Raw genomic sequence first — 18,245 nt, 5'->3', positions numbered from 1 at the left:
CGGATTGGAGGCGTCGGTGAATTTGGTTGGCTTAATCAAGTATATTAAAAGAAAAAAACGGCTGAGGCTGTGGCCCGCGTAATGTAGGCGAAGGGGGGAACTATGTTCTTGAACGATCAGGAGACGGCGACCGATCTCCTCTACTATGAGGCCATCGCAAAGACGGTCGTCACTCTGATCCGCAAGACGCCCGACGCGCCGGTGACGATCGGCGTCCACGGTGATTGGGGCGCAGGCAAGTCAAGCGTTCTCAAAATGCTGGAGGGCGCCTTCGCGGAGGACGATCGTGTCCTCTGCCTCTGGTTCAACGGTTGGACGTTCGAGGGCTTCGAGGACGCAAAAACGGTCGTCATCGAGACCATTGTCGACGAGCTTCGTCGCGCCCGTCCGACGTCGACGAAGGTGGCCGACGCCGCGAAGAAGGTCCTGAAGCGGGTGGACTGGCTGAAGCTTGCTCGCAAGGCTGGCGGCTTTGCGTTTACGGCGACGACCGGCATCCCGACCTTCGATCAGGTCAAGGGCCTCTATGATGTTGCCACCTCGTTCCTGGCCAAACCCCAGGACCATGTCTCGATCGAAGATCTGAAGGGGGTCGCCGAAAAGGCGGGCGAGTTCCTCAAGGAAGCGCCGGCCGAGAGCGATAATCTTCCCGAGCACATTCATGCCTTCCGCGAGGAGTTCAAGGAGCTTCTCGACGCCGCCGACATCGACCAGCTCGTCGTCATCATCGACGATCTCGACCGGTGCTTGCCGAAGACGGCGATCGCGACGCTCGAAGCGATCCGCCTTTTCCTGTTTGTCGAACGCACCGCCTTTGTCATCGGCGCTGATGAACTGATGATCGAGTATGCAGTGCGCGAGCACTTCCCCGACCTGCCGCCCAGCTCCGGCCCGGTAAGCTACGCGCGCAATTACCTAGAAAAGTTGATCCAGGTTCCATTCCGAATTCCCGCGCTGGGTGTCGCCGAGACGCGCGTGTACGTGACCCTTCTGCTGGCGGAGAACGCGCTCGGCTCGAAGGACCCGCGATTCCTCAATCTGCTCGCATCGGCGCGGGAAGATATGCGACGGCCGTGGAAGAGCCGTGGCCTCGATCGAAGGACCGTGGAACAGGCCATGGCAGGCAAGATGCCGCCCGACGTAGATCAGGCACTCGTGATCAGCGCCCACGTGACGAAGATCCTAAGCGAGGGCACGCGCGGCAATCCACGCCAGATAAAACGCTTCCTCAATTCCATGATGTTGCGACACGCCATTGCCGAGGAGCGCGGTTTCGGTGCCGACATTCAGCGCCCGGTGTTGGCCAAGATCATGCTCGCCGAGCGGTTCTATCCGGATTTCTACGAACAGATTGCACGCCTCGCGGCTAATCACCCTGATGGCCAACCCGAGGCGCTGCGGCGTTTCGAGGAGCACGTCCGGGCGCCCGCGCCGGAGGAGGACGACGACGAGAAGCCTGCCGCGAAGGGCGGGCGTAAGGCTGCGCGCTCGGCACCTGCACCTCTCCCGGCCGAAGCCATGGAATGGGAAAAGAACGAGTGGGCGAAGGGCTGGGCGGCAATCGACCCACCGCTAACGGGCGTAGACCTGCGGCCTTATGTGTTCGTTACGCGTGACAAGCGCAGCTCGTTGGGCGGGCTGGCCGCCGCAAGCCATCTTGAGAGCCTCGTCGAGAAGCTGATGGGGCCGACGATGATGGTCCGGGGCGCCGTCGGCGAGATCGCGAAACTCACAGGGCCAGAGCCCGAGGAGGTTTTCGAGGCAATCCGTGGCCGGATCCTTCAGGACGACAACTTCGCGGCCAAGCCCAAGGGGGCGGACGGCCTCGTCCGTCTGGTCGAGGCGCATCCGGCGCTGCAACGCCGGCTTTTGGAGTTCATCCGTGAGTTGCCGGTGGCCAAGGTCGGGAGCTGGGCGGCGTCGAGCTGGGGGGCGTGCTTCACGGACACGGGCATCGCGGCGGAATACCAGACGACGCTGCGATCATGGGCCGAGCAGACGGAAAACTCGATTCTGCAAAAGGCCGCGCAGGGCATCAGCAAACTGCAGCGGGGTTGATCGGATGGGCACGTCAAAAAGCTACGGCGGACCCTCAAGCGGCCTCGTTCCATCCTTCGTGGACGACCCGACGCCGCCGACCCAGCCTCGACCTCCGGCAACAGCGCCGGTGAGTCCGAACGCACCGGGCGCGCCCGGCGGACCGTCATTCCCGCAACCGGGACAGCCGGCAGCGCCTGCTATTCCGGGCGCTCCGAGCACGCCGTCGCGTCCGGATACGAAGGGCACCGGTAGCCTTGGTGGCGCTCGCGGTAATTTCACGCGTTTCGCAAGGACCGGCAGCCGTAGTGCGCTCGGAAGTGCGCTGTCGGGCTATGTACGCGGCAGCACCGGCGGCGCCCGACGGGCCGCGCGACGCATGGGCTCATCCCGCGCCACAGCCAGCGGATTGTTGGGCGTTGTTCGTGACTTCCAACGTCTCGGACCGACCGAAACGCTTCGTCAACTCAACTTGGCCGGATTGGCAACGCAGCCGGCGGCAGATGTCTTCGTAGCGATTCTGGAATTTATCTGTCCACCAGGCGGCGCGGTCGACGACGCGATCGCGCGGCAGGCGATGCTGGAGACGATCGGCGATCTTGCCGAAGCGGGACTGGGCAGCTTCGATACACTTACGCCGGAGCAGCTCCAGGACGTCTTCCTGGACTTTATCTCGCGTTCGATCGAAGGGCGGGTGATGGCAGACCTCGGCAGGCGGGGCATTACCTTCCCTGATGACATCGCTGCCGTGGAAAGCGCCCAGGCGCAGCTTCATGATTTTGTCGAGGGCGCAACGCGCGGTCAGCTCGCCGGAAGGCTCGAAAGCCTGGAGCGTCTGTCTGACCGCGATATCGAGAATGTCGTCAACCAGATTTACGAGACGGCTTTCGAGCTGGTTGCCGTCGCCGGGGAGGCCGCAGCATGAGGCATCATACGATCATTGCGCGGCTTGGTCCGGGAGACGGCACAAGCATTTCTCCGAGCCGTGTGGATACACAAGAGACGGAGATCAACTTCGTCGATGGCGAGTTCCGTTTGGGCTATGGGCTGGGCCAGGCGTTGGATCAACTCTGTGAGCTTGGCCTTCGCCCCTCAGAAACAGCGGTCGATCTGGCGCTTTTGGCCGCGGCGATCACTGCCGCCGATACGCGTATCTCGCGTGCCGCTGACGCACAGGACGCCTGGACCCGCGAGATCGACCTCCACTTGCCGGTATATGATGCCGCTCGCTGGCAAGGGCTGGCGCCATTGATCGCGACAACGCTTAATTTCCTGACCGGCGACCGCTGGGGCGTCTATTTTCGTTCTCGCGCCGCCGGCGCTCGCGATCTGGCGCCCAGACCGACGAAGCTGCGCACAGCTAACCCGACAACGGTCTGCCTGTTTTCGGGCGGGCTGGACAGTTTCATTGGTGCGATCGATCTGCTCGCGCGCGGTGAGGCGCCGATGTTGGTGAGCCACTATTGGGACGGCATCACCAGCACGCACCAAGCCTATTGCGCCGAGGTGATGAAGCGTCGCTTCGGCGGAACAACGCTTCATCACATCCGGGCAAGAGTGGGATTTCCGACCGACACGGTGGAGCATTCTGCGGTCGAGGACACGCTGAGGGGGCGTTCATTTCTGTTCTTCTCGCTGGCGGTCATGGCGGCCGACGCGATCGGCGGCGACATGGTCATGCATGTGCCGGAGAATGGCCTGATCTCGCTCAACGTGCCCCTGGATCCGCTCCGCCTCGGAGCACTTAGCACTCGCACGACACATCCGTTCTACATGGCGCGTTTCGAGGATCTACTCAAAGGCCTCGGCCTGAGCGTCCGACTGGAAAATCCCTACGCCTTCATGACGAAGGGCCAAATGGCGAAAGAATGCGCCGACATCCCGTTCCTCCGGAAAGAAGCGAAGCACACGATGTCGTGCTCGTCGCCTGGAAGTCGCCGCTACGATCCGGACCCGAATGAGAGGACCCCCAAACATTGCGGACGTTGTGTGCCGTGTCTCATCCGGCGCGCTGCGATCCTCGAGGGTTGGGGCACCGACGATACGTCGTACCGCATTCCCGATCTTCGAGCGCAGGTCCTCGATACAAACAAGGCGGAGGGCGAGCATGTGCGCTCCTTCCAGCTTGCGCTATCGCGCCTCGCACGAAAGCCTGGGCGAGCCCGTTTCGATATTCATCGACCGGGGCCATTGATCGATCATCCTGGCAAGCTCTCCGATTATGAGGCCGTCTACGTCGCCGGCCTGCAGGAGGTCGGCAGACTATTGCACGGCGTCCAGGCCCGTCCGCTATGATAGAGACATCCAATCAATCGGCCGCGCGCTGGGTCGATTTCCACTGCCACGTCGATCTCTACAAAGACCATTCGGCTCTTATTGCCGAATGCGATCGAGAACGCGTGGCGACGCTTGCGGTCACGACCACGCCGAAGGCTTGGCCGCGAAACCGGGAGCTTGCGGCGAAGTCGGCGCATGTCCGGATCGCCTTGGGGCTACATCCGCAGCTCGTCGCCGAACGCGAGAATGAGTTGCCGATCTTCGAGCGCTACCTCTCGGATGCACGCTATGTAGGCGAGATTGGCCTGGACGCCGGCCCTCGCTTCTATCGGAGTTTTCCAGCACAGGAGCGGGTGTTCGAGCGCATCCTCCGCGCCTGCGCTGAACAGGGCGGGAAGATACTAACCGTCCATAGCGTCCGCGCAGTCGGTAAAGTGCTGAATCATATTGAAAGCTCCCTGCCGCAGGACCGGGGACGCGTTGTCATGCATTGGTTCACCGGCACGTCGGCCGAAGCCCGTCGGGCGGTCGCGCTCGGCTGCTATTTCTCGATCAACGGAGAGATGCTGCGCTCACCCAAGCACCGACAACTGGTTGGGAGTCTTCCGCTCGACCGTTTGCTGACTGAAACCGACGGGCCGTTTGTGGAGAGGGATGGGCAGCCACTCAGGCCACGCGATGTCGGCCACACGGTCGCCGAACTGGCGGAAGCTCGGAACGTTTCGGCGAAGGCCATGGAAGACGCGGTTCTCCAGAACCTAAGACATCTGGTGAGCGCGTGAACGTGCAAGGCAAACCAAACAAAGAAGGCGAACTCGTGCTGCATCTCTTAGTTGATACTTGCGTGTGGCTCGATATGGCCAAGGATTATCGCCACCAGCCGACGCTCGCCGCTTTGGAGCAAATGATCGAAGCCGGCGAGGTTGACCTGATCTTGCCGAAGCAATCAGTTGATGAGTTTGCTCGTAACAAAGACCGTATCATCCGGGAGAGCGGGAAGAGTCTCAGTAGCACCTTCAAGCGGGTCAAGGAGGCCGTGCGGCAATTCGGCAAAGAAGAAGGCCGCGAGGAGGCCCTGGCCAGCTTGGATGATGTCGACCACCGCATCACCATACTTGGCGAGGCCGTTCACGAGAGCGTCCAGAGGATCGAGAAAATCTTTGGCCAGGCAGAAGTTATCGAGACGAGTGACGCGGTAAAGCTTCGAGCTGCAGAGCGTGCGGTTGAAAAACGCGCACCCTTTCACAAAGATAAGAATAGCATCGGCGATGCTATTCTCATCGAGGTTTATCGCGAAATTCTGTCTGGAGCTGACAAAAACTCGAGATACGCGTTCGTAACGCATAACAAGCACGACTTTTCTGACATGGCGCGCGACGAGCGTGAGCCGCATCCAGATCTTGCCGACCTGTTTACAACGGGACAGTCCAGCTACTCCTTGGCCATCGGTGAAGTGCTGAACGCGTATGCGCCGGACTTCATGGAAGAGGTGAAATGGGAGTTCGAATACCGTGAGGAACCTCGCCTGCTGAGCGAGATCATGGAAGCCGAAAACCTGCTATTTCGTCAGGTGTGGTACAATCGTCATTGGAATCTTAGATCGGCGATTGAAAGCGGTAAGCACAAGGTCGTCAGCGAAGCGGAATGGAAAAAGCACCCCGAACGCCATCAGCGGACGACCGTCGATACCGTCTGGGAAAAGGCGTTGGCTGCTGCAAAGCGAACGGAGGACGAGGTCGGCTTGGAAAACCTTGGACCCTGGAGCGATTTTGAGTGGGGCATGCTGAACGGCAAGCTAAGCGCTTTGCGGTGGGTGATGGGCAGCGAATGGGATTTTCTCGATACGTGACGTCGAGACTCTGGGTGGACATGGCAATGGTGACGTGTGTCTGATAAGGTTACCGACGGTACTTTTCGGTGCTGCGTGATTTGAGTGCTTGGGCGAACGAAACTGAAAATTCGCGCGGCTGATCTCGATAGATGCCGAAATCACGCAAAAAATTTTTCGATCAAATTTACCTGAAAAATCAACATCGTAGCTTTTTGACGGCCCGCGAGTCGGCTTTCCACTCGCCTCCCAAAGAAAAACCTATATAGATCAATGCGTTAACTTGGTTTTGAACAATTGAGTGGGAGTGAGCCGGATCAAATGAACGCGCGGGGCGCGTTCATCCGATTTACCCGGCGCTGCAAAGCGCCGCCTCATGCCAGCAATTGTGTCGGCACTCCAAGCGGCGGCCCCGCGTCGGCGAGGCGCTGATCAAGCGTATGCACGGTTGCGCCATGGTCCGACGCTACGGCCAAATGCAGTGCATCTCCCGCACGAAGTCCAAGCATATGCTGATCGGCAAATTTGCCGGCGGTTCGGAAGTGCGCGCCCGTCACGCCGAGCGTGGTAAGGCTTTCGGCGATCAGCAGGTTAAACATGGCCAGTGCCGCGGCGCGCTGCTCCAGATTTACCTGACCGGTTCGCAGTTTGATCGCCAGGGCGGAGGATATTTCGGTAATCGTCCATTCGCTGATCAGGAGCTGGGCGGGGTCCTGTTCCGCCAGCCATGCCTGTACGCGCGGTGTCATTGCTTCATTGGAGAGCGCCGCAACGATAAGCGACGTGTCGAGATAGAGCATCAGTAGCGATCGCCATCCCGCATCGCGCGCACCAGACTGGCGGCGTTTTCCGTTTGCGGCGGCATGGAGGCCGTCAATGCCGCAAGTCGCGCGGCGTCGATCGCCTTGCGCGGCTTGGCCACAGCGGTCAGCCGCGCGACCGGCTTGCCGCGCCGGGTGATCTCGATGGATGCGCCCGCTTCCGCCTGATCGACCAATTCGCTCAGATGGGCCTTTGCTTCCGCCAAACTGATCGCGTCCATATTGTGCTCCTGACCATCTAGTTGGTCATATAGCCTGCCGGAAGCGAAAATTCCAGAGTGGCCCTCAAGCCGCGCTTTCGATCCCCAGTTCCGCGAGTTTGCGGTAGAGGGTTGAGCGGCCGATGCCGAGGCGGCGGGCGACCTCCGTCATGCGGCCGCGATAATGGCCGATGGCGAGGCGGATGACGTCCGCTTCGATATCCGCAAGCTGGCGGACATGGCCGTCGGCTTCGAACAGGGTGATGCCGGCGGCGTCGTCATGGGTGTGCGACGCGGTGCGCGATCCGGCTCCCTGGCGTGTCGTGATCTGCGCGGAAATCTGCGGGAAGTCCTGCGGCGTCAGGGCGTCGCCCTCGCACAGCACGGCGGCGCGGAACAGGGCGTTCTGCAACTGGCGGACATTGCCGGGCCAGTCATGCTGCATGAGAAGGGCGACGGCCTCCGCCGTGATGCCCAGGCTGCGCAGGCCCGGCTGGGTCGCGATGCGCGCCAGCAAATGGCGGGAAAGGGCGGGAATGTCGCCAATCCGTTCGCGCAGCGGCGGAATGGTGAGCTGGACGACATTGAGGCGGTAATAGAGATCCTCGCGGAAACGCCCGGCCTCCACTTCCTCGATCAGCTTGCGATTGGTCGCGGCGATGACTCGCACGTCGACATGGGTCGGCATGCGCGCGCCGATCGGCTGGACTTCCCCGTCCTGCAGGACGCGCAGCAGCTTGACCTGGGCGTCGAGCGGCAGTTCGCTGACCTCGTCGAGGAAGATGGTGCCCATGTCGGCGCTGACGAAGCGGCCGACCTGCCGTTCGAACGCGCCGGTGAACGCGCCGCGCTCATGACCGAACAGTTCGGATTCCACCAGATTTGTGGGCATAGCGCCGCAGTTCACCGTGATCATTTCCTGGCGGAAACGGGGTGAGGCGGCGTGGATGGCGCGGGCGATGACGTCCTTGCCGACGCCGCTCTCGCCTTCGATCAGGACGGGAATGCGGGCGCGGGCGGCCTTGGCCGCGATCGCCAGCGCGGCCCGGAATTGCGGAGCCGAGCCGACAATTTCCTCAAAGGCGAGCGGGGCGGAGATTTTTTCCGTTAGGGGACGAAGTTCGCCATCCTCCTCGCTGTGATTGAGCGTGGCGTTCAGCGCGGCGAGCAGGCGATCCGGGGCGACCGGTTTGGACAGATAGTCGGTAGCGCCCGCGCGCATGGCGTCCACGGCGACATTGACGCTGTTATGGGCGGTCAGGATCAGGACAGGCAGGTTCGGCCGTAGCACGCGGATGTCCCGGATCAGGTCGGCCGGTTCATAATCCGGGCTCCAATGGTCCAGGATGATCGCATCGAGGCGCATGCCGTCCTGCGTGCCCAGAGTCGCGAGCGCGGTTTCGCCGTCATTTGCAAAGATCGTGCGCCATCCGGCGCGGGACGCCAGAGCGCCCACCAGGCGGCGCTGTGCCGGTTCATCGTCGATCAGCATGACGATTGGCGTACCGTTATGTGCCATTTAACCCCCGTGAATCCCGAATGGGCACAGTTCTAACCGGGCAGGGTAAAGACCCGCTTAATTGCGGCGATTTTCGTGAATCATAGTTTTCTCCTGTCGAATTAGTGGGGTTGAGGGGAGGTAATCTTGCTTATAAGAGGGCCGTGATAGCATTTTATTGAGGGGAAATGACGTGGCGTCCGGCATGGATATGAAAAGCGCAAACCAGACCTATGAGGGCTTTATCGGTTTCATGAAGTGGGGAACGATTGCATCCCTGGTTGTCGGCGCGATCGTCGTTCTGCTGATCTCATCCTGAACCCGCCCGTCTAGGAGGGGACAATAATGAAAATAGCCGTGTTGAAGGAGCTTGCCTCCGGCGAGCGCCGCGTCTCTGCATCTGCGGAGACCGTGAAGAAGTTTATTGCGCTTGGCGCAACGGTTGCGGTGGAGGGCGGGGCCGGCCTGCAGGCGTCCGTTGCCGATGCCGATTATGCGGCCGCCGGCGCAACCATTGGAGACCGCGCCGCAACGGTGAAGGGCGCGGGAATCATTCTGGGCGTGCAGGCCCCTGACGCCGCGACGCTGGCGGGCGCAGCGCCCGGCGCGATCGTGGCCGCATCGTTCAACCCGTTCGGTGAGCGCGCGAAGGTTGACGGCTATGCGGCCGCGGGCCTGGAGGCGCTGGCGATGGAGTTCATGCCGCGCATCACCCGCGCGCAGTCGATGGATATCCTGTCGTCGCAGTCGAACCTTGCCGGGTACAAGGCCGTGCTCGACGCCGCCGCCGAATATGGCAGGGCTTTTCCGATGATGATGACCGCCGCTGGCACGGTTTCGGCCGCGCGCGCCTTCATCATGGGCGTGGGCGTCGCCGGACTTCAGGCGATTGCGACCGCACGCCGCCTTGGCGCGCAGGTGTCGGCGACCGACGTGCGCGCCGCGACCAAGGAGCAGATCGAATCGCTTGGCGCCAAGGCGATCTTCGTCGAGGCCGTGAAGGGCATTGAGGGCGAGGGCACGGGCGGTTACGCGACCGAGATGTCGGACGAATATAAGGCGGCGCAGGCCGAACTCGTTTCCTCGCACATCGCCAAGCAGGACATCGTGATCACCACCGCGCTGATCCCCGGCCGGCCCGCGCCGCGCCTGATCAGCGACGCGCAGATCGCGACGATGAAGCCGGGCAGCGTCATCGTCGACCTGGCGGTGGAGCAGGGCGGCAATGTCGAGGGCGCCGTCGCAGGCGAAGTCGTTGAGCGTCATGGCGTCAAGATTGTGGGGCACCGCAATGTTCCCAGCCGTCTTGCCGCCGATACCTCCGCCCTGTTCTCGCGCAATCTCTACAACTTCCTGTCCGCCTTCTGGGACAAGGAGAAGAATGCGCCGGTGCTCGACGAGGAGATCGGCAACGCCATCCGCCTGACGCAGGGCGGGAAGGTCGTCAACGAGCGGTTGCTCTGATTTTTCCAGTCGCTCCGGGCAGGGCCTTGGGCGACGACTAGGGGGTCAATATGGACTTCGTATCCGTTCTATCCATCTTCGTGATGGCCTGCTTTGTGGGCTATTATGTCGTCTGGTCGGTGACGCCGGCCCTGCACACGCCGCTGATGGCGGTGACCAACGCCATTTCGTCCGTCATCATCGTCGGCGCGCTGGTGGCTTCGGCAGAGGCGATTGGCGCGACGGCCAAATATCTGGGCCTGCTGGCCGTGGTGCTGGCGTCGATCAATATCTTCGGTGGTTTTGCCGTCACCGAGCGCATGCTTGCCATGTATAAGAAGAAGGAGCGCAAGTGATGGTGCGGCCCTTCTCTTTGCTCGTCATCCCGGACTTGGTCCGGGATTCCGCTTTCTCTTCTCCCTCAACCGCAGTCAAAGTTAGCGGGACCCCTGCTTTCGCAGGGGTGACGGAACATATCCTATTCGCCGGGGGGCACGTCCATGCATGAAGTCGCCGCAGTTCCGCCCTTCGTGGCGCTCGCCTATCTGATTGCAGGCGTCCTGTTCATCCTCGCCCTGCGCGGACTGTCCAGCCCGGCGTCCAGCCGCACCGGCAACCGTTTCGGCATGGCCGGCATGGCCATCGCCGTCGGTACGACGCTCTACACGCATGAGATTGCGAACCTGCCGGAAATCATCGGCGCGATCGCCATCGGCGGCGTGATCGGCTTCGTCACCGCGCGCAAGATCGCGATGACGGACATGCCGCAGCTCGTCGCGGCTTTCCACAGCCTCGTCGGCCTTGCCGCGGTGCTGGTGGGCGCGGCGGCTTATCTGACGCCCGAAGCGTTCGGCATCGTCGACGCGACCGGCCAGATCCACAACGCCAGCCGGATCGAACTGGGCCTGGGCGTCGCCATTGGCGCGATCACCTTCTCCGGCTCGGTCATCGCGTTCCTGAAGCTTAACGGCAATATGTCCGGCAAGCCGATCATGCTGCCCGCGCGGCATGTCATCAACCTGGGCACGCTGGTCGCGATCCTTGGCCTGATCGCCTGGTTCTACGCCATGGCCGCGCCGACGATCGATGCGCCCTGGCTGTTCTGGACGGTCATCGCGCTCAGCTTTGCCATCGGCTTCTTGCTGATCATCCCGATCGGCGGCGCGGACATGCCGGTCGTGGTGTCGATGCTGAACAGCTATTCCGGCTGGGCGGCGGCGGCGATGGGCTTCACGCTGGGCAACAGCGCGATGATCATCACCGGCGCGCTGGTCGGCTCGTCGGGCGCGATCCTCTCCTACATCATGTGCAAGGCGATGAACCGCGGCTTCATCAGCGTCATCGCGGGCGGCTTCGGTGCGGACGCCGGGCCTGCGGGCGCCGGTGGTCCGGTCATCGACCGCGCCTACAAGCGGGGCAGCGCCGAGGATGCGGCGTTCCTGATGAAACAGGCCGACAGTGTGATCATCGTGCCGGGTTACGGCATGGCGGTCAGCCAGGCGCAGCACGCGCTGCGCGAGATGGGCGACCTGCTGAAGAAGGAAGGCGTGAAGGTCAAATATGCGATCCATCCGGTCGCAGGCCGCATGCCGGGGCATATGAACGTGCTGCTGGCCGAGGCCAACGTCCCCTATGATGAGGTGTTCGAGCTGGAGGACATCAACGGCGAGTTCGGTCAGGCCGACGTCGCCTTCGTCATCGGCGCGAATGACGTCACCAATCCGGCCGCCAAGACCGACAAGTCCTCGCCAATCTACGGCATGCCGATCCTGGACGTCGCCAACGCCAAGTCGGTGCTGTTCGTGAAGCGCTCGATGGGCGGCGCGGGCTATGCCGGCGTCGACAATGAGGTTTTCTACATGGACAACACCATGATGCTCCTCGCCGACGCCAAGAAGATGGTCGAGGAAATCGTCAAGGGACTGGCGCACTAAGCGTAGCGGCTTTTTGACCCGTCATTCCAGCGAAGGCTGGAATCCCGCTTTCCTTTCGGTTTAAAGGAAGAAAGCGGGATCCCGGATCAGGTCCGGGATGACGAGATTGGGAGTTGCATGAAAAAGATCGGTCTGATTGGTGGTCTGAGCTGGACGTCCACCGCCCGCTATTATGAGATCATCAACCAGGCGATCCACAAGGCGAAGGGCGGCTTTCACAGCGCGCCGTTGCTGATTGAAAGCCTGGATTTCGCCGAGGTCGCGCGCTGCGCTACGCAGGACGATTGGGACTGCGCCTCGTCACAACTGATCGGCGCGGCGATGCGGCTGGAGGCGGCGGGCGCCGAAGCGCTGCTGATCTGCGCCAATTCCATGCACAAGGTCTATGAGCGCGTGCAGGATTCGGTGAAGATTCCCATCCTGCATATCGCCGAAGTGGTTGGCGCGAAAATGAAGGCGGACGGGATCAGGACCGCCGCGCTGATCGGCACGCGCAACGTCATGACCGAGAAATTCTATCGCCAGCGCCTTGTCGCGCATGGCGTGTCCCTGCTGCCCGCCGACATGGAACTGGCCGACCGGATCGACCGCATGGTCTATGACGAACTGGTCGTCGGCAAGGTCAGCCGGGATTCGGAACGCTATATGAAGTCCGAACTGACCGACATTGCGAAAGAGGATGTGCAGGCGGTGGTGCTGGCGTGCACGGAGCTGGAGCTGATCGTCGATGTGAAGGCCAATGTGCTGCCCATCTATGATTGCACGTCCATCCACGCAAAGGCGGGCGCGGATTTCATTCTGTCGGCATAGGGGCTGGCGGGGCGCTTCGCCGTCCGGCCCTCCCATCCCCTAGGCCGCGGTCCGCACGCCAAATCTCTTGCGATAATCCCCCGGTGTAAGCCCGACGATCTTGTGGAAGATCTTGCGGAACGCCGCAGCGTCCTCATAGCCGGAGGACCAGGCGACCTGATCAATGGGGCGGACAGTAAATTCCAGCAATTCGCGGGCCTTGCCCACGCGCAGATGCTGGGAATATTCGAGGGGCTTCAATCCTGTCGCGGCGCGGAAGCGGCGCAGGAATGTCCGCTCCTCCATATGCGCCTCCGCCGCCATGTCCCGTACATTGACATGCACCGCGCCCTTGGCCTGCAGCCAGTGCTGCACGCGCAATATGGCCTCGTCGCCATGGGTGAGGCGGGGGGAGAAGCTGCTATAATGCTGCTGTTCCCGGCCTGCGGGATCGACCAGCATGAACCGGGCGGTCTCCATCATCACGGATGGGCCGAGCAGCCGGTCGACGATCCGCAGTCCAAGCTCCATCCACGCTGTGATGCCGCCAGCGGTGATGATATCGCCATCGTCGATCACCAGGCGGTTGATGTCCAGCTTCACATCCGGGAAGCGGGCGCGGAACGCCTCCTCAAAATACCAGTGCGTTGTCGCCGGCCGCCCGGCAAGCAGTCCGGTCGCCGCGACCAGAAAAGCCCCGGCGCATACGGACGCGAGAACCGACCCGGCGGCGTGTCGGTCAAGCAGCCAGCGGGCATAGGGCGCGGTCTGCTCCGCATCGGCCGGGTGATCGAGACGGGGCGGGGCGATCAGCACGGCCGGTACGGCGTCGCCGCATTCGGGGTGACTGTCCCGCGTGCGCACGACCTGTCCATCGCCCTGCGCTTCCCAGAAACTGACCCGGACAGGCTCAGCGCCATATCGCGCGGCATGCTCATTGGCGATCCAGAACAGGTCGCTCAGACCAAAAACCGCTCCCTGCTGACAACCCGGATAGATGAGGATGCCGACCTCCGCCCTCGGGGTTTGATCTCGTCCTGATCCCATTCCCGTCATTGTCACTTTTGCCTCGTAAAATGTCAGAACCGCCAATCCCGATCCTGCGCATCCCCGCCTAAATATACAAGCACAGGCCGAGAGCCTCACGACATCGAATGACTGAACACTGGATATGAAGGATAAGATCATGAGCACCATCACCACAAAGGACGGCACCGAAATTTTCTACAAGGACCAGGGTCCCAAGGATGCGCAGCCCATCGTATTTTCGCACGGCTGGCCGCTGTCGTCGGACGCCTGGGAAGGCCAGCTGGTATTTTTCGGCAAGCAGGGATATCGCGTCATCGCCCATGACCGCCGCAGCCACGGCCGCTCGGCTCAGGTCTGGGACAATAATAATATGGACCAATATGCCGACGATCTGGCTGAGCTGATCGAGAAGCTGGACCTGAAGAATGTCATCCTGATCGGACATTCCACCGGCGGCGGCGAAGTCACCCGCTATCTGGGCCGTCATGGCACCGCCCGCATCGCAAAGGCCGTGCTGGTCGGCGCTGTCCCGCCGCTGATGCTCAAGACCGAAGCCAATCCCGGCGGCCTGCCCATCGATGTCTTCGACGGCATCCGCAAGGGCACCTATGACAATCGCAGCCAGTTCTTCAAGGACCTGACCATTCCCTTCTACGGCTATAACCGCGATGGCGCGGCAGTGTCCGAAGGGGTGCGCGAGGAGTTCTGGAGGGAAGGCATGATGGGCGGCCTGAAAGGGCAACTGGACTCGATCCGCGCCTTCTCGGAAAGCGACTTCACCGAGGATCTGAAGAAGATCGATGTGCCGACGCTGGTCCTGCATGGCGATGATGACCAGATCGTGCCAATCGGCGCTTCGGCGCTGATGACGGCGAAGCTGGTCAAGGGATCGGTGCTGAAAATCTATGAAGGCTCCAGCCATGGCCTTGCCCAGATCGAGGCCGACCGGTTCAATGCCGATGTGCTGGAATTCATCAAGGGCTGAGACAGCCTCGATGGCAAGGAAAACGCCGGCGGTATCCGCCGGCGTTTTTGTTTCAGAAAGCCTTGCTGATCGAGCAGGCCGCCGGGCCGAGAATGACCACGAAAAGCACCGGCAGAATGAAAAGGATCAGCGGCACGGTCATGATCGCGGGCAGGCGCGCGGCCTTTTCTTCGGCCCGCATCATACGTTCGTTGCGAAATTCCGCCGAAAGGACGCGCAGGGCGGAGGCGAGGGGCGTGCCATATTTTTCCGTCTGGATCATGGTCGTCACCACGCCGCGCACAGCATCCAGCTTTACGCGCGTCGCGAGATTCTCAAACGCCATGCGCCGCTCGGTCAGGAAGCTGAGTTCGATGGCGGTAAGCTGAAACTCGTCACCCAGTTCGGGATAGGCGCGGCCCAGTTCACGCGCCACGCGGTTGAATGCGGCGTCGACGGTCAGACCGGCTTCGGCGCAGATGACGAGAAGGTCCAGAGCATCCGGCAGGCCCTTTCGGATCGCGGCGGAGCGCTTCGAAACCTTGTTGTCGATGAAAAGGTCGGGCGCCTTGTAGGAGAGGAGCAGCAGGACCGCGAAGCAGCCGAAGCGCTTGAGCGGACCCCATTCGGGCGCGCCGCCAAGCGCATAGAGGTACAGCGCAGCGCCGCCGCCGATGACGATCGGCATGATCATGCGTCCGAAGATGACCGCGACAGCCCAGTCCTTTGACCGGATGCCGGCCTGGGAAAGCTTGATCTGCGCAGCCTTCAACTGATCGTCCTGCAGCACCTTGAGGCTGCTGAGGAAAGACCGCATCTGGTCAGTCGTCTGGTTCTTCTGAACCAGTTTCGCCCGGCGCTTGGCCGTGGAGGCGGTGATGCCGGCCTTCAACTGTTCGCGCCGCTCGGTCAGCGCCTTGACGCGGCGCGCCATCGGGTTGCGGACCGTCGTGGCCGCATAGAGCGCGACGAGCACGGCGAACATCGCCGCCGCCGCCATCAGCGTGCCGATGTCGGACGAAGTGAGGCCGAAAAGCTTGGCTCCGGTTTGCGGGACGGCTTGCATGATTTCAGGCTCTCCCGCTCAAATCTCGAAGTTGATCATCTGGGCCATGATGAAGGCGCCGATGCTCATCCAGCACAGTCCCCCCAGGCCGATCATCTGCATCAGGCCCAGGCCGAAGATGCGTTCCGGGTCCGGCGTGAAAAAGGGTTCCATATAGCCGTAGTTGATCCAGCAGATCAGGCCGAACACGACGAAGGGAAGGACGCCGATGATATAGGCGGAAGCCTTGGATTCCGACGACATCGCCTTGATCTTCAGCTTCATCTGCGCACGCTGGCGCAGCACGGTGGCGAGGTTCGAGAGCGTTTCGGCGAGGTTGCCGCCAGTCTCCCGCTGAATGGCGAGGGTGATGACGAAGAACTGGATTTCGGCAGTGCCCAGCCGCTCGGCGGTTTCGATCAGGGCCTGATCCATGGTCTTGCCGATCTTGATCCGCTCCGTCACCAGACGAAATTCCTCGCCGACAGGGCCGGGGACTTCCGTCGCGACGACGCCGAGCGTTTCCGTGATGGGAAGGCCGGACCGCAAGCCGCGCACAAGCAGTTCGAGCGCGTCGGGGAATTTGGCGGTGAATTGAGCGATCCGCTTGGCGATCATGCTGCTGATGACCTTGTGCGGGATGCCCAGGCCGCCCGCGACGCCAAGCAGAATGGCGGTCAGCGGAGAAAAGCCGCGAAGAACCAGCAGGGCTATGATGCCCAGGCACAGGAAGGCGCACACAGTCATATACTGCGCCAGCGTCCACTTCCTGCCGGTCATGCGGATGCGCTTGGCAAGATTTTCCGGGTTAGGGATCAGGGAAACGAGAAGCTTCATCTCATTCCCGGTCTGGCGGGTCGAGATGGCCTTGCGCATGCGCGCTTCCATCATCGCCTCGGCCGAATCCGTGTGGCGTCCGCGGATCAGGGCGAGACGCCGCGTGCTGGCCTTGTCCGCCGACGGACCGGCAAAGGCGAAAAAGACGAGCGCCACCATCGTCGTCAGCAAGCCAGCCAGCAGGATAAGGTTCATGTTCATCTGACGGCCCGTCCCATTATCCGCAGCGCCCCGTCAGCGGGGACGTCGCGCATTCAATCAGTCTGCGGCGACCTTCTTGGCCCCTTTGCCCTTGGGCATCATGGCCTTCAGGTCGAATTTGCCCAGGAGAGAACCGCCGCCCTTGCCGGGCTTGGCCGCTCCGTCGCTTTCCTCGACAGCGCCCTGCACCTCGGTCATCAGCGCGGTGCAGGCGATGCCGACCTTGCTGCCCTTGGCGACTTCCGCGAACGTCTTGCCCAGCTTCGCCGCCTGCGAGGCGATCCGCGTGTCGAACGGGATCACGATGTCGACCTTGCGTTCGATCGACTGTTCGAAATCCTTGCGGCTGATTTCCAGCGCATTGGCATGCACCCGGTTCGCCACCACCAGAACGCGAGTCTGGGGCGTGTTGCTTTTCAGCCAGGACAATATGCGGATCGAATCGCGCGCTGCCGCAAGGGTGAGCTCCGTCACCACGATCGCGACATTCACCTCGTTCATCAGGTGCGGATGCTGGATCAGCATGGCGCGGGGCAGGTCGAGGACGCTGCATTCAAACGCGCTGCGGAATTCCTCCTGCAACTGATAGAAAGCGCCGCCGTCCGTCATCATCGGCTGGCTGATCGGCGCTTCCGCCGACAGGATGGCCAGCTTGTCGCTGGCGCGCACCATGGCGCGCTCAATGAACAGGCCGTCGATGCGGCTGGGATTGTCGATGGCGTCGGTCAGGCCGCGGCCCGGCTCCAGATCCATCGCCAGCGCGCCGGTGCCGAAATGGACGTCCAGGTCCAGCAGGGCGGTCAGCCGCTTGGCCTTGTCGCTGAGCATCCATGACAGCGAGGTCGCAATGGTGGATGCGCCAGCGCCGCCGCGCGTGCCGATGACCGCAACCGCCAGGTGAGCGCGCTCTGCGCCCGCGTCGGTACGGGGAGCAAGGAACACGGCCTGCGCCTGCGCAACGGCGTCGCGAAGCTGATCGGGGCCGAAGGGCTTCAGCAGATAATCCTGAATGCCGCTGGCGACCAGATCGCGATACAGGCGGACGTCATTGACCTGGCCCGCCGCGATAACCACGGTGCCGGGTTCGCAGACTTCCGCGAGGCCGTTAATGTCGTTCAGCGGATCGCCGCTTTCCGACATGTCGACGAACAGGATCTGCGGGCTGGTGCTGACGGACAGGGACTGCACCGCATTGCGCAGGCCGCCCTTGTTCACTTTTTCCGGCGGCCAGCCCATTTCGATGGCGATGCTGCGCACCACGTCAAAGCTGTGCTCGTCGCAGACGAAAGCCTGAAACGGATCACGCAGCGCATTGCCGGCGGGTTTCCAGGGTGCGTTCATG

General features: G+C 62.2%; 18 protein-coding genes. 11 read left to right on the top strand and 7 right to left on the bottom strand.

Translation table 11 applies throughout. The annotated features are described in order from the left end of the window. The first annotated feature begins 102 nt into the window (after nucleotides 1-102). Genes qatA through KFK14_RS15770 form a run of 5 tightly spaced genes read left to right on the top strand, consistent with a single transcriptional unit; the run spans nucleotide 103 to nucleotide 6,163 of the window. A complete protein-coding gene (gene qatA, locus KFK14_RS15790; RefSeq protein ID WP_212608309.1) occupies nucleotides 103-2,058 on the top strand; it encodes a Qat anti-phage system ATPase QatA in 1,956 nt (651 codons plus the stop codon). A gap of 4 nt (nucleotides 2,059-2,062) precedes the next feature. Next, nucleotides 2,063-2,962: a Qat anti-phage system associated protein QatB gene (gene qatB, locus KFK14_RS24315; protein WP_343227760.1), complete on the top strand. Its 900-nt coding sequence runs from the start codon at nucleotides 2,063-2,065 to the stop codon at nucleotides 2,960-2,962. Then, a complete protein-coding gene (gene qatC / locus KFK14_RS15780) occupies nucleotides 2,959-4,332 on the top strand; it encodes a Qat anti-phage system QueC-like protein QatC (protein ID WP_212608307.1) in 1,374 nt (457 codons plus the stop codon). Before qatB ends, qatC begins: the two co-directional genes overlap by 4 nt. Next, nucleotides 4,329-5,096 carry a Qat anti-phage system TatD family nuclease QatD gene (qatD, locus tag KFK14_RS15775; RefSeq protein WP_104679217.1) on the top strand — a complete coding sequence of 256 codons (768 nt, stop codon included), beginning with the start codon at nucleotides 4,329-4,331 and terminating at the stop codon, nucleotides 5,094-5,096. The genes qatC and qatD overlap by 4 nt, the downstream gene beginning before the upstream one ends. Then, entirely contained in the window at nucleotides 5,093-6,163 is a 1,071-nt protein-coding gene (locus tag KFK14_RS15770) for a PIN domain-containing protein (RefSeq protein ID WP_246524665.1), read from the top strand. The genes qatD and KFK14_RS15770 overlap by 4 nt, the downstream gene beginning before the upstream one ends. A gap of 353 nt (nucleotides 6,164-6,516) precedes the next feature. Here the strand turns inward: KFK14_RS15770 and KFK14_RS15765 are convergent, their stop codons facing one another. The 3 genes from KFK14_RS15765 to KFK14_RS15755 form a co-directional block, all read right to left on the bottom strand. Then, nucleotides 6,517-6,942 (bottom strand): type II toxin-antitoxin system VapC family toxin, encoded by a 426-nt coding sequence (locus tag KFK14_RS15765; protein WP_246524664.1) that lies wholly within the window; start codon nucleotides 6,940-6,942, stop codon nucleotides 6,517-6,519. Beyond that, nucleotides 6,942-7,184 carry a type II toxin-antitoxin system Phd/YefM family antitoxin gene (locus tag KFK14_RS15760; RefSeq protein ID WP_212608306.1) on the bottom strand — a complete coding sequence of 81 codons (243 nt, stop codon included), beginning with the start codon at nucleotides 7,182-7,184 and terminating at the stop codon, nucleotides 6,942-6,944. Before KFK14_RS15760 ends, KFK14_RS15765 begins: the two co-directional genes overlap by 1 nt. Before the next feature lie 64 nt (nucleotides 7,185-7,248). Beyond that, nucleotides 7,249-8,682 carry a sigma-54-dependent transcriptional regulator gene (locus KFK14_RS15755; RefSeq protein WP_212608305.1) on the bottom strand — a complete coding sequence of 478 codons (1,434 nt, stop codon included), beginning with the start codon at nucleotides 8,680-8,682 and terminating at the stop codon, nucleotides 7,249-7,251. 172 nt (nucleotides 8,683-8,854) lie between these two features. Here KFK14_RS15755 and KFK14_RS15750 point away from each other — a divergent pair, with 172 nt between their 5' ends. The 5 genes from KFK14_RS15750 to KFK14_RS15730 all read left to right on the top strand — a co-directional run bounded on the left by KFK14_RS15750 (nucleotide 8,855) and on the right by KFK14_RS15730 (nucleotide 12,848). Next, nucleotides 8,855-8,980 (top strand): aa3-type cytochrome c oxidase subunit IV, encoded by a 126-nt coding sequence (locus KFK14_RS15750; RefSeq protein ID WP_070155252.1) that lies wholly within the window; start codon nucleotides 8,855-8,857, stop codon nucleotides 8,978-8,980. Between the two features lie 26 nt (nucleotides 8,981-9,006). Further along, nucleotides 9,007-10,125: an NAD(P) transhydrogenase subunit alpha gene (locus tag KFK14_RS15745; protein WP_212608303.1), complete on the top strand. Its 1,119-nt coding sequence runs from the start codon at nucleotides 9,007-9,009 to the stop codon at nucleotides 10,123-10,125. Between the two features lie 50 nt (nucleotides 10,126-10,175). After that, nucleotides 10,176-10,460, top strand: a complete 285-nt coding sequence (locus tag KFK14_RS15740) for an NAD(P) transhydrogenase subunit alpha part 2 (protein ID WP_070155257.1) — start codon at nucleotides 10,176-10,178, stop codon at nucleotides 10,458-10,460. Between the two features lie 144 nt (nucleotides 10,461-10,604). Then, the gene (locus KFK14_RS15735) at nucleotides 10,605-12,038 is read left to right on the top strand and encodes an NAD(P)(+) transhydrogenase (Re/Si-specific) subunit beta (protein WP_212608302.1); all 1,434 of its coding nucleotides are present in this window, start codon (nucleotides 10,605-10,607) and stop codon (nucleotides 12,036-12,038) included. 117 nt (nucleotides 12,039-12,155) lie between these two features. Further along, nucleotides 12,156-12,848: an aspartate/glutamate racemase family protein gene (locus KFK14_RS15730; RefSeq protein ID WP_212608301.1), complete on the top strand. Its 693-nt coding sequence runs from the start codon at nucleotides 12,156-12,158 to the stop codon at nucleotides 12,846-12,848. A gap of 39 nt (nucleotides 12,849-12,887) precedes the next feature. On the opposite strand, the gene KFK14_RS15725 is transcribed toward KFK14_RS15730, so the two are convergent. After that, a complete protein-coding gene (locus KFK14_RS15725) occupies nucleotides 12,888-13,883 on the bottom strand; it encodes a GlxA family transcriptional regulator (RefSeq protein ID WP_246524663.1) in 996 nt (331 codons plus the stop codon). 130 nt (nucleotides 13,884-14,013) lie between these two features. Between KFK14_RS15725 and KFK14_RS15720 the strand changes: the two genes are divergently transcribed. Beyond that, nucleotides 14,014-14,841 carry an alpha/beta fold hydrolase gene (locus tag KFK14_RS15720; protein ID WP_212608300.1) on the top strand — a complete coding sequence of 276 codons (828 nt, stop codon included), beginning with the start codon at nucleotides 14,014-14,016 and terminating at the stop codon, nucleotides 14,839-14,841. Nucleotides 14,842-14,893: 52 nt separating this feature from the next. On the opposite strand, the gene KFK14_RS15715 is transcribed toward KFK14_RS15720, so the two are convergent. The 3 genes from KFK14_RS15715 to KFK14_RS15705 are packed head-to-tail and all read right to left on the bottom strand — an operon-like array spanning nucleotide 14,894 to nucleotide 18,244. After that, the gene (locus KFK14_RS15715) at nucleotides 14,894-15,886 is read right to left on the bottom strand and encodes a type II secretion system F family protein (RefSeq protein ID WP_070155266.1); all 993 of its coding nucleotides are present in this window, start codon (nucleotides 15,884-15,886) and stop codon (nucleotides 14,894-14,896) included. An 18-nt stretch (nucleotides 15,887-15,904) separates the two neighbouring features. After that, nucleotides 15,905-16,903 (bottom strand): type II secretion system F family protein, encoded by a 999-nt coding sequence (locus tag KFK14_RS15710; protein ID WP_212608299.1) that lies wholly within the window; start codon nucleotides 16,901-16,903, stop codon nucleotides 15,905-15,907. A 57-nt stretch (nucleotides 16,904-16,960) separates the two neighbouring features. After that, nucleotides 16,961-18,244 carry a CpaE/TadZ family protein gene (locus KFK14_RS15705; RefSeq protein WP_212608298.1) on the bottom strand — a complete coding sequence of 428 codons (1,284 nt, stop codon included), beginning with the start codon at nucleotides 18,242-18,244 and terminating at the stop codon, nucleotides 16,961-16,963. Nucleotide 18,245: the final 1 nt, after the last annotated feature.

The organism is Sphingobium phenoxybenzoativorans, from assembly GCF_018286635.1.
Lineage (GTDB): Bacteria > Pseudomonadota > Alphaproteobacteria > Sphingomonadales > Sphingomonadaceae > Sphingobium > Sphingobium phenoxybenzoativorans.
This window is presented reverse-complemented; position numbering and strand designations above follow the sequence as displayed.

Bases quoted from the DNA above. Each gene is read 5' to 3' on its own strand.
- qatA (WP_212608309.1), top strand. From the start codon at position 103: ATGTTCTTGAACGATCAGGAGACGGCGACCGATCTCCTCTACTATGAG.
- qatD (WP_104679217.1), top strand. From the start codon at position 4,329: ATGATAGAGACATCCAATCAATCGGCCGCGCGCTGGGTCGATTTCCAC.
- KFK14_RS15765 (WP_246524664.1), bottom strand. From the start codon at position 6,942: ATGCTCTATCTCGACACGTCGCTTATCGTTGCGGCGCTCTCCAATGAA.
- KFK14_RS15720 (WP_212608300.1), top strand. From the start codon at position 14,014: ATGAGCACCATCACCACAAAGGACGGCACCGAAATTTTCTACAAGGAC.
- KFK14_RS15755 (WP_212608305.1), bottom strand. From the start codon at position 8,682: ATGGCACATAACGGTACGCCAATCGTCATGCTGATCGACGATGAACCG.
- KFK14_RS15730 (WP_212608301.1), top strand. From the start codon at position 12,156: ATGAAAAAGATCGGTCTGATTGGTGGTCTGAGCTGGACGTCCACCGCC.
- KFK14_RS15710 (WP_212608299.1), bottom strand. From the start codon at position 16,903: ATGAACATGAACCTTATCCTGCTGGCTGGCTTGCTGACGACGATGGTG.
- KFK14_RS15740 (WP_070155257.1), top strand. From the start codon at position 10,176: ATGGACTTCGTATCCGTTCTATCCATCTTCGTGATGGCCTGCTTTGTG.
- KFK14_RS15715 (WP_070155266.1), bottom strand. From the start codon at position 15,886: ATGCAAGCCGTCCCGCAAACCGGAGCCAAGCTTTTCGGCCTCACTTCG.
- qatB (WP_343227760.1), top strand. From the start codon at position 2,063: ATGGGCACGTCAAAAAGCTACGGCGGACCCTCAAGCGGCCTCGTTCCA.
- KFK14_RS15735 (WP_212608302.1), top strand. From the start codon at position 10,605: ATGCATGAAGTCGCCGCAGTTCCGCCCTTCGTGGCGCTCGCCTATCTG.
- KFK14_RS15725 (WP_246524663.1), bottom strand. From the start codon at position 13,883: ATGACGGGAATGGGATCAGGACGAGATCAAACCCCGAGGGCGGAGGTC.
- KFK14_RS15705 (WP_212608298.1), bottom strand. From the start codon at position 18,244: ATGAACGCACCCTGGAAACCCGCCGGCAATGCGCTGCGTGATCCGTTT.
- KFK14_RS15745 (WP_212608303.1), top strand. From the start codon at position 9,007: ATGAAAATAGCCGTGTTGAAGGAGCTTGCCTCCGGCGAGCGCCGCGTC.
- KFK14_RS15760 (WP_212608306.1), bottom strand. From the start codon at position 7,184: ATGGACGCGATCAGTTTGGCGGAAGCAAAGGCCCATCTGAGCGAATTG.
- qatC (WP_212608307.1), top strand. From the start codon at position 2,959: ATGAGGCATCATACGATCATTGCGCGGCTTGGTCCGGGAGACGGCACA.